The organism is Nostoc sp. (genome assembly GCF_036919815.1).
Taxonomy (GTDB): domain Bacteria; phylum Cyanobacteriota; class Cyanobacteriia; order Cyanobacteriales; family Nostocaceae; genus Nostoc.
Genome location: NZ_JBALCE010000076.1, coordinates 21,424 through 30,744, shown reverse-complemented (window position 1 = coordinate 30,744; position 9,321 = coordinate 21,424). Strand labels below are relative to the sequence as shown.

The following is a 9,321-nucleotide window of genomic DNA, read 5'->3' as shown; positions in this document are numbered from 1 at the left end:
AATGCACGAGCGCAATGCTCACAACTTCCCCCTAGATTTGGCTGCTGGTGATTTTGCTCCTGTGGCTCTAACCGCTCCTGCTATCAACGGTTAATTCTGAAGTTTAGCTAAATCAAAAAGCGCTCTCCCGAAAAGGAGGGCGCTTTTTAGTATCAACGATTATAGCGCTTAATTCTGGCACCGCATTCTCAGTTAACTGTACGGTAGTGTAAAAACAATTCATTTCTAACCTGACGAGTTTCGAGGAGTTGGAGCTGAGGAGCAGCATTGGGAACAAAACCCTCTCCCTCCACTGGGCTAGGGGCGTGCTTTCCTCCATAAATGACAGGCCAAATTGTCAACCACCAATCGTCAATTCGCCCTGCTTTCAGTAGAGAAGCTGTTAAAGAGCCACCTCCCAAAGTAACGACCTTGTGAATACCCCGCTCTGCCATCAAGGTGTAGGCTCGATCCCAGTCCAAGTCTGTATCTCCCAAATCAATTAATTCAGCCAGTTTTTGCAAGGTTGTTGCATCAGAATTACGCTCCAAACCAGCCCGTGTTGTAAATATCCATCGCTCAATGTCCTGGCTTAAAAAAGGCAAGTCCAGCGATAGGTCAAGGGAACCTGAGACAACGCAGGTAATGGGCTGGGGAGACTGACCCCGAACCTTACGTGCTGCCAACAGTTCGGGATTGCGAATTGTAAAGGTTTCCCCCTCAGCCCGAATCGTCCCGGCTCCTACCAGGATTAGATCAGCAAGGGAGGCTTGATACTCTAAGTGTGCTTGATCAGCTGCATCAGATTCACGAGGCGCTTTCGGATCTACGGCGCTAATCTTTCCATCGGCCGTCATGGCAAGAACCACAGTTGTTTGGATAGCTGACATGATTACGTTCTGACGGTTCTTTATAATTTTACCTTTTTGAATTCTTTGCTATGAATAGTTGTTGTATTTGGCTTTAAATCACTTTATAAGCTATGGCTCAAGGTGGTAAAAGAATTGTTGTTGGATAATTATCTATACACTAGAGTCTAACAAGAGTCAATTTTTTTACGCCTAAGAGACTGTCATGCCTAAATACATATCTGCAATCGTATTTATCTTAATTTTAATTTTGAGGTTTGCATCTCCAGTCCAAGCTGCAACTCCCCGTTCAACTTGGGTGGAGAATGAAATTTATCAATACAATCATCCTTTTGCTTCTCAATTGCCTCAAGAACTGGCAACGAAAATGCAAAAAATGACAGTTAGCCCTTTCGCCTTTTATCGGGGGACGGCTCACATTTTTTATCGTGATATGCAGACCTTACCAAATTCAGGATTTCTGAATTCTTCAACCTCAGCTATCTGGTTAGAGGGAGATATGCATATACAAAATCTTGGGGGGATCAGAGATAGCAATGCTCATAACGTTTTTGACACTACCGACTTTGATGAAGGCTATCTTGGCCCCTACGTTTGGGACTTGCGACGGATGGCAGTCTCCATTTTGTTGGTAGCTAAAGAGAACGGTCTTAGCTCAAGTGATGCTCAGGATATTGTCCGTAATTTCTTGGATGCTTATCTAAACAAGATGAGTGACTTTAAGGGAACAAATGATGAACTATCATACCGTTTGGAATCCAGCAATACGAACGGTGTGGTCAAAGATTTGATTCAAAAGGCATCAGACAAGAGCTGTTCTAGCTTGCTAAGTAATTACACGCAGTTAAATAACAGTAATAATCGAGTTTTCCAGACAAACTCGGAACTCCAGGCTGTATCCAGCAGCACCTATTCCAACATTGCTGGGGCGATGAACAGCTACATCGCCTCAATTTCTAGCAGTAAGCGCTATAACAATAGTTACTACACCCTCAAGGATATTCGGCTGAAATTAGCTTCAGGCACTGGTAGTCTTGGTAAGTACCGATATTACTTGCTGATTGAAGGCCCAAGTTTAGTAGCGGACGACGATCGCATTTTGGAGATGAAGCAGGAAGGCAGTAGCGTCGTGGCGATCGCAGTTCCAGGTCTGCTGCCATCTTCAGTTTACGGAAACCAAGAAGGGGCGAGGGTGACAATCGCCACGAAAGCAATGCTCTCTAATACTGATCCCTTGCTTGGCTACACTACGTTCAGTAGTATCTCCTTTATGCTGCATGAAAAATTACCCTACCAAGTGGACTTTGACTATACGTTGCTAACCACTAAGTCAAAATTCATCGATGCGATGGGATATGCAGGGAAGGTCGTTGCGAAGAACCATGCAATCTCTGATCAAGATTATGATGCTGCGATTATTCCCGTAAGCGTTGACAAAGAAGTGACTGACATCGTTAGCGGTAAGAAAGCTGGATTCAAAGATGAGATCGTTAATTTTGCGGTAGACTATGCAACTCAAGTCGAGTATGACCACAGGAGTTTTGTAGATGCTTATAACCAAGGCGTGACACTCTACTAGAATGTTGATTCAGTATTCAGAGATTGTCTTTATGGGTGAGACAAGGGAGAAACTTGTCTTCCTTAAGATTTTCAAAGCAGCATTCGTGTATATTTACTGATAATGCCTGTTTGTCAAGTCTGATTTATACTAATTTAAATGAGCTTACCCTGCAAACTCCAAGAATAAAAATATCTAAAGATTTGACATAAGTATCTAAGGATTTTTCATTGCAAAAATAACTTATTTAAAGCATCTTACCCTGCAAACTCCAAGAGTAAAAGTATCTAAAGATTTGACACAAGCATCTAAGGATTTTTCATTGTAAAAATAAGTTAAGTTTTATATATTTGTCTGTAGGACTAGCGTTAATTACAAGTTTGTTTTGGTCAGTAGATTTAATCCAAGCACTCTGTAATTTAGTCCGAAAAGCTCAAGATTAGCAATTAAAAAAAACAACAAAAAAGTTACGAAGGAAGCTTAATTGTGCCTTCATGACATTTTTTGACTAAGCAAATTTTATGTCCTAATAGGAGGATTAACTCTGATGGCATTTGATGTAAATTCTTTTTCTGGGAAGGGACTTACTGGTGGTGGTCAGGCTGGCAACCTCAGTGATCCGTTCGCTCCTGGAGGCGCATTTGGCATCCCAAGTAGTGGCAGCTTTGATTTGGGTAGCTATGGCATCCCAAGTAGTGGCAGCTTCAATTTGGGTAGCTATGGCATCCCAAGTAGTGGCAGTTTCAATTTGGGTAGCTATGCTATTCCAAGTAGTAGTAGCTTCGATTTGGGTAGCTATGGTATTCCAACTAGTGGCAGCTTCAATGGTAGTATCCCAAATTTTGGTGCTAGTGACGGCGGTTTCCCGATTGCTTAGTGCCAATTGCATAATTTTAAAGGCAATTGAAGTTAGACATCATCCCAAAATTCTGGGTTTATCTACCTTTTAATTAGGCGATGTGCAACTTTGGCTAAACAAAAATCCTACCCTATATAAAAGCTACGAGATTATGATTGTTATCTCTTGCTGGGGTGGGATTCTTATTATCTATGGAAGACTTGATAGTAGTTATGACTTCATCATCTAATACTCCCATATAGGCTTGTAGGATAATTGCCAACGCTATCTGCGCTGGCGGAACTGGACATTTCCCACTGTACTGTCCTTAAACAGAAAGTTGCGAAGTTGATTTAAGTCCTCTCTAGAGAGGGTTTTAAGTTTGATGTATTAGAAAACTTTAAATAAAGCATAGTCAAATCTAAGCAGATATAGTCTTTTTCTGGGGTTTAGCTAGCTGTGCGATCCATCCCAATTCGGGTAAATTTAGCTGGTTTTATAGCGAAAAGTTTGACCCCATTCTAGATGCCTTAAAGGTTCTGTCAAGGAAGTGGTAATCTCTAAAAAGCCATGTCTGACTATATTAGGACTTACGCACAAGTCTACGGAATAACGTAGACGCTTCGGCTTGCCGCAGGCTACCACAGAGGCGCAGAGGACACAGAGAAATCAGAGTTTGAGAGATATTTTGCGTAAGTCCTATATATTTGACTATGCAGAACTCAACTATGAATGTTCAGGTGAAGCTGAACGTCAGTTTGCGAGATCCCTAACCCAACTTTCCAGACACGCCAGGGAGATATCAATTAATCTCCTTTCTCAATAATTCTGGAATCTGAGAAGGACGTTCAGCTATTGGAACTTGCGCTTCTTTTAAAGCAGCTAATTTACTTTGGGCTGTGCCAAAGTTAGGATCGCGTCCGATAAACGTTGCTAAAGTCCCAGTTTGACGCCAACTTTTTCCTGGTGGTGCTTGTCTGCCTGCAATGTAGGCAATTACTGGTTTATCAATTGCCTCAGCAATGTACCGCGCTGCTGCTTCTTCACTACCACCACCAGGTTGACCGACTAAAACGATCGCCTGTGTAGTTTCATCCTCATCGAGAATTTGTAGCCATTGCAGAAAGGAGGAACCAACGATCGCATCACTACCAATACTGACACTAATCGACTGCCCCAAACCTGCTTTTGTTAATTCGTAGGCGATTTCGTAGGTGAGGGTGCTGCTACGACTAACGATCCCCACTGCACCAGGGGTATAAAACTCGCTAGGTTGAGTACCTAAGAGAATTTTTCCCGGCACAATTATCCCTGGACTATTGGGCCCGACTACCAGAGTTTCACAGGCTTCGGCTTTGCGGAGTAATTGCACCATATCCAAAGGCGGCACGCCAGCAGTGATAATAATGATCTGGCGAATATGAGATGCGATCGCTTCTAATGCCGCATCTAGCACGTCGTAAGGATCTACACAAATAATTGTCGTGTCAATTGCCCCAAATTGTTCTATTACTTCCTCTACTAAGTCAAATACTGGCAGTCCATGCAGTTTCTGTCCGCCACATCCTGGATTGACACCAGCTACCAAATTCGTGCCATAAGCTGTCATTTGAGCAACATGAGTGCCTGATATAAATTCACAAAAGCCTTGAATTAAGACTTTACTTTCTGGCTTTAGGTTCATAAAAAATTACCGTAAGTTTGGCAACCCAGTACCTTGGACTACTGGGCATAAAAACGACAAGTTTCTCATGTCGGATTGATTCAATTTTTACTACTTCTTATTAGCCGTTGGTTTAGCAAGCCGAACTGCTGCCGCCACTGCCTCATCTAAATTTTCTACCACCAGGAGCGCATTGCTGGGGGTTTTTAGTGTTGCTAAATATTTTCTAGCAGCATCAAATTCAGAACCAGCCAGACGAACAACTAAGGGTGAAAAATTCGGTTCTTGCCGATTTTTACTACCATTAGAATGTACAACCTGTGATTTAAGTTCGTTGTTGTCTTGCTGCACAACTCTGGCTATTACTTCAACCACTTCCTCAGTTTGAGGAATGCTACCCATAAAGTTAATTAGTATTACTTGAATGCTTTTGTCAGCCTCCAGGATTTTCAGACCTGCCGCTAGGCGATCGCGGAAGGTAGTTGGTGTAGTATCTGTGAGGAAAGCATGACGTAGATTCAAACAAACACCTGGTTTGCCACCAGCATTAGCGACTAAATCCAAAGTTGCCATCACTGAACCAGTACCATTACCTAAAATACCGATTTTTCCATGCATTTCCACACCATCCCAGTCGCCCAAAATCCCGTTGATTTCAGTACTGCTATGACGGCTGATAATTTTTGCCGCCGTCTCCGCAAGATCGGGATGACGCTTGATAGCCCGTTCATTGACTCTGACTTTACCATTAAGAGCCATAACTTGACTAGTAGCACTGACTGCCAAGGGATTGATTTCGACTAAATCCAGGTCTTTTTGCACAAATAACTCGTACATCTTCTCCACAACGCTGCTTACCGACTGCATCAGCGTCCCTTGCAAACCCATTTTCAAAGCCAGTCGTCGGGCATAAAATGGCGAGAATTCCTGTTCTACAACGACATAGTGCATTTTTTCCCCAGCTGATTCCCAATCGATGTCTGCTTCTTTGCAACCTAAAAGTACCGGTCGGCAAACAGCAGTATCTAAAACCACCGCTAGATAAAATTCTTGGCTGGCGTCGTATTGGGATTCTGCCAGCACAACTTCCGGCAATTCGCCCCATATTGGTAAACTAAAGATATTTTGAGCAGCTGCGATCGCATCGATTGTCGTCTCCGCAAACCTGACTCCACCAGCTTTTGCCCGTTCCGCTCCATGTACTTGAGATTTCAGTACAATTGGAAAGCGAATTTTTAAACGTTTTAAATCTGTAGGATGGTCAATTCGTTGGGAGGGCAATACCGGAATGCCTATCTTCCCAAACCATTCTTTAACTTGGTACTCTAATAAATCCATTGATACACCTTGCATTGACACTTTTCAAACCTTTAGTTAGTGCTGTCTTAATATTTTGCATCACCTTTATTGCATAATTAAGCTTTTAGCAGCTATAAAAATTTATTTTTCCACGGTTCAATTTTATCGAATTCCGCAAATCAGGCAGATTAATTTCGATAGCCAACCTGTTTGTGCCACAGCCACAACACGTAATTAATCTCCTCAGTAAGTTTCCCAGCATAGAAGATAACTAGCATTTCTGTCAAAACCCTCTGACATAGTATCGTTTCCTTAACCCTGGGGTAATTTTGTCACAACTGCTCTGCAACCATAGTTTTGCACACCAGTAGCTAGTGTGAATTTAATTGTCGCCAATAAATACAGTGAAAATACTCAAAAGCTCTATCGTTACCATTTGTTATTTGTAATTTATATCTGAAGATAGATTATTTCTTTTCGCATCTAGCACAATAAAAATGTAGCGACACGAACAATAACTGCCTTTTTAACTTTTGGTGAAAAGTCAGAATTTGTGTTAGAAAGTTGGTCGTTCAGATTTTCCGGCTGTGGTTGGTTAAACTGTGCATTTGCATTCAACAAACCCAGAAAGTTTGTTTCATCTCCTTAAAGATAATCAAAACAATATAGAAATTTAGCGGGAAAGCTCTATGAAAGTAGCAGTCCAGCAGGAAGATTTACAGCTTTTAGCCAAAACTTTGCAGGAACAATTACTTGTAGAAGTCTCAACGACTGAAGTCTTCGAGGTGAAGTGTGCCGTCAATAAAGACGAGCTAATGATTTTAACGCAACACACATCAGATGTAATAGTTGACGCTCAACTAATTTTTGCAGTCATTGAGGAAGTACTTCAGTCTTTAGCACCCCACAAAGAGCAACGGGTGCAATGTTTCCTGAGAGTTTTTGGCGAACAACTCCCTTATGCCAAATGTTTCTTGGCATTGAAGCAGACGGGGGGGTGGGGGAATGGGAAGATGGGGAGCAGGGGAGATAAGGGAGACAGGGGAGACAGGGGAGACAGGGGAGACAAGGGAGACAAGGGAGAGGGAAGAGTAAATGCCTCATCATCTCTGACATATTCTCCATCAATCGATGAGACTCAACAGGAGGAACCGTTTGACCCGTTTGCAGATGCGCCGAATTTGTTGGCTTCAAAGCCAGCATTCCCAATCAAACTTATCCTAGTGGGTGCAGCTTTGGTGGGAATTGTAGTTTTAGGCGGTGGTGCTTACTTATTGACTCGCCCTTGTGTGATGTCTGAGTGTAAAGAAATACAAAATGCCGAGCAATTAAAAACAATATCCCCGCAACTGATGCGCCGTGCCAACTCTGAAAAAGAATTAGTAGTTGTACAACAGCAACTTGTAGCAGCCAGCGCAGCCCTGAATGCAATTCCTAGTTGGTCGCCCCGTTCTCAGATGTCAGAAGAACTAAAAGCAACTTTGTCTGGACGAGCAGAAAAAATCAACCAGGTGGTCAAGGCTTTGCAGATGGCATCCTTGGCGGAACAAAAAGTTGCATATAGCCTAGAGGAATTACAAGCTAGTCAGCACTTATGGCGACAGGCTATAGCGCCACTAGAAACTATAAGTTCCAGTAGTGAACTCTATGGACTGGTGCAAGGAAAATTACTTAGTTTTCGTGTCCGTTTGCACGTTGTAAATCAACAGATATTTACTGAGGAAAAATGGCTGAAAAAACTGACAGCAGCAAAAGCTGTAGCCAATGCAGCCGAAAACCGCGAAATTACTGCTAAATCCTTGAATGAATGGCAAGAGGTGCAGTCTACTTGGCTGGTGGTAGTTAATGCCTTGAATACTATTCCCCAAACTAGCGTTGGATACCAAGAAGCCCAAAAGCTGTTGATAGATTATAAACCTAAGTTAGTCGCAGCACGCGATCGCGCTACAAAAGAACAATTTGCTATTAAAACCTACCAACAAGCCGTTAGCAGCGCCAAGCAAGCCAAAGTTTATCAGCAACAAAACCAATGGCAAGCAGCTGCGACATACTGGGATCAGGCTTTGCAAACTGCTAAAAAAGTTTCCCAAGATAGCTTGTACTACACTCAGGCTCAGTCTCTGATTGAACCCTATTCAGCAGCCCTCAAACAAGTACAAGAAAAACTACAAGTTGTTAGTAGTTTGCAACAAAGCCGCACTGACTTAAATAAAACCTGTATTAATGGAATTCGGATTTGCACATTTAGCATAGAGAATACAAGAATTATTGTCCGCCTAACCCCGGAGTATGACCAAATAAGGCAAAATAACTTGGCTAATCCTTATTCTAAAAACTCGGATACTGCTGTTGACGTTACCAATCACTTGCAAATCTTACGGGAAGCTTTAGCTGTAATTAGTGACAATGCTAACCTGTCCCTTTTCCTGTATGATTCCCAAGGTAACGTAATTTATACACGGACTTTAAGCGGGTAGAAAAGTTAGGGGTTAGGAGAGACGCGATTAATCGCGTACAGGAGTTTGGAATATAATAATGTCAAATGATTGAGATAGGACTTACGCACTATACAAATTGACTATAATATGTATTACGCAAAATGGAGATTTCCGGTGCTGAGTGCAACCCTGATTTGGTCACATATTTACTGTTTTGGGTGTTAGACATGGCTGAAAAACCCAAATTCTGTATAGTACATATGTATGATGCGTAAGTCTGATGAGAAACGCGGCTTTAATAATTAAAAAGCCGCGTCGAAAACAACTCAGCCAAGGGTTTTTTTGCCCAATGCCGAATTTAGCTAAAACAGCAGAAGCCCCACACTCACTTTTAGGAGTGTGGGGACGCCAGACGAGAGCGATGGGAAACCCGTCTACAGCGCTGGCTCATGAATGCGCGGGAGTGGGGAGATATAGTAATTAATGTTTTTTGGCATAGCCAAAACACATTAATTGCTATGTCGAGCCATGACCCATGTTCATTATATTTATTATTTATAACACTACGATTAATGGTATTATAAATAAGTACAGACAAAGCCGAAAATGCTAGCTGTACACTGAGCCTAGACAATCTAGAATATGGGGTTCCATTCAAGAATAGACATTTTTGTGTC

At 42.2% G+C, this 9,321-nt stretch carries 6 protein-coding genes and 1 pseudogene; 4 read left to right on the top strand and 3 right to left on the bottom strand.

All coding sequences use genetic code 11. The annotated features are described in order from the left end of the window. Positions 1 to 94: pseudogene (locus tag V7K15_RS18015) on the top strand (photosystem II protein D1); the annotation flags it as partial. 94 nt (positions 95 to 188) lie between these two features. Here V7K15_RS18015 and V7K15_RS18010 read toward each other — a convergent pair. After that, a complete protein-coding gene (locus V7K15_RS18010; protein ID WP_334907294.1) occupies positions 189 to 869 on the bottom strand; it encodes a RibD family protein in 681 nt (226 codons plus the stop codon). A 184-nt stretch (positions 870 to 1,053) separates the two neighbouring features. On the opposite strand from V7K15_RS18010, the gene V7K15_RS18005 reads away from it, so the two are divergent. Together V7K15_RS18005 and V7K15_RS18000 are read left to right on the top strand one after the other, a co-directional pair. Further along, positions 1,054 to 2,427 (top strand): DUF2252 domain-containing protein, encoded by a 1,374-nt coding sequence (locus tag V7K15_RS18005; RefSeq protein ID WP_334907292.1) that lies wholly within the window; start codon positions 1,054 to 1,056, stop codon positions 2,425 to 2,427. 526 nt (positions 2,428 to 2,953) lie between these two features. Next, positions 2,954 to 3,283, top strand: a complete 330-nt coding sequence (locus V7K15_RS18000) for a hypothetical protein (RefSeq protein ID WP_334907290.1) — start codon at positions 2,954 to 2,956, stop codon at positions 3,281 to 3,283. A gap of 763 nt (positions 3,284 to 4,046) precedes the next feature. Here V7K15_RS18000 and V7K15_RS17995 read toward each other — a convergent pair. Both V7K15_RS17995 and V7K15_RS17990 read right to left on the bottom strand, forming a co-directional pair. After that, the gene (locus tag V7K15_RS17995) at positions 4,047 to 4,928 is read right to left on the bottom strand and encodes a succinate--CoA ligase subunit alpha (protein ID WP_334907288.1); all 882 of its coding nucleotides are present in this window, start codon (positions 4,926 to 4,928) and stop codon (positions 4,047 to 4,049) included. Between the two features lie 90 nt (positions 4,929 to 5,018). Then, positions 5,019 to 6,245, bottom strand: coding sequence for a succinate--CoA ligase subunit beta (locus tag V7K15_RS17990; protein ID WP_334907296.1), 1,227 nt, complete (start codon positions 6,243 to 6,245; stop codon positions 5,019 to 5,021). A 650-nt stretch (positions 6,246 to 6,895) separates the two neighbouring features. On the opposite strand from V7K15_RS17990, the gene V7K15_RS17985 reads away from it, so the two are divergent. Continuing rightward, positions 6,896 to 8,683, top strand: a complete 1,788-nt coding sequence (locus V7K15_RS17985; protein WP_334907286.1) for a hypothetical protein — start codon at positions 6,896 to 6,898, stop codon at positions 8,681 to 8,683. Positions 8,684 to 9,321 lie beyond the last annotated feature (638 nt).

What these genes read in the sequence shown, in the direction of transcription:
- V7K15_RS18000 (WP_334907290.1), top strand. Translation starts at nt 2,954, where the DNA reads ATGGCATTTGATGTAAATTCTTTTTCTGGGAAGGGACTTACTGGTGGT.
- V7K15_RS17985 (WP_334907286.1), top strand. Translation starts at nt 6,896, where the DNA reads ATGAAAGTAGCAGTCCAGCAGGAAGATTTACAGCTTTTAGCCAAAACT.
- V7K15_RS18010 (WP_334907294.1), bottom strand. Translation starts at nt 869, where the DNA reads ATGTCAGCTATCCAAACAACTGTGGTTCTTGCCATGACGGCCGATGGA.
- V7K15_RS17990 (WP_334907296.1), bottom strand. Translation starts at nt 6,245, where the DNA reads ATGGATTTATTAGAGTACCAAGTTAAAGAATGGTTTGGGAAGATAGGC.
- V7K15_RS18005 (WP_334907292.1), top strand. Translation starts at nt 1,054, where the DNA reads ATGCCTAAATACATATCTGCAATCGTATTTATCTTAATTTTAATTTTG.
- V7K15_RS17995 (WP_334907288.1), bottom strand. Translation starts at nt 4,928, where the DNA reads ATGAACCTAAAGCCAGAAAGTAAAGTCTTAATTCAAGGCTTTTGTGAA.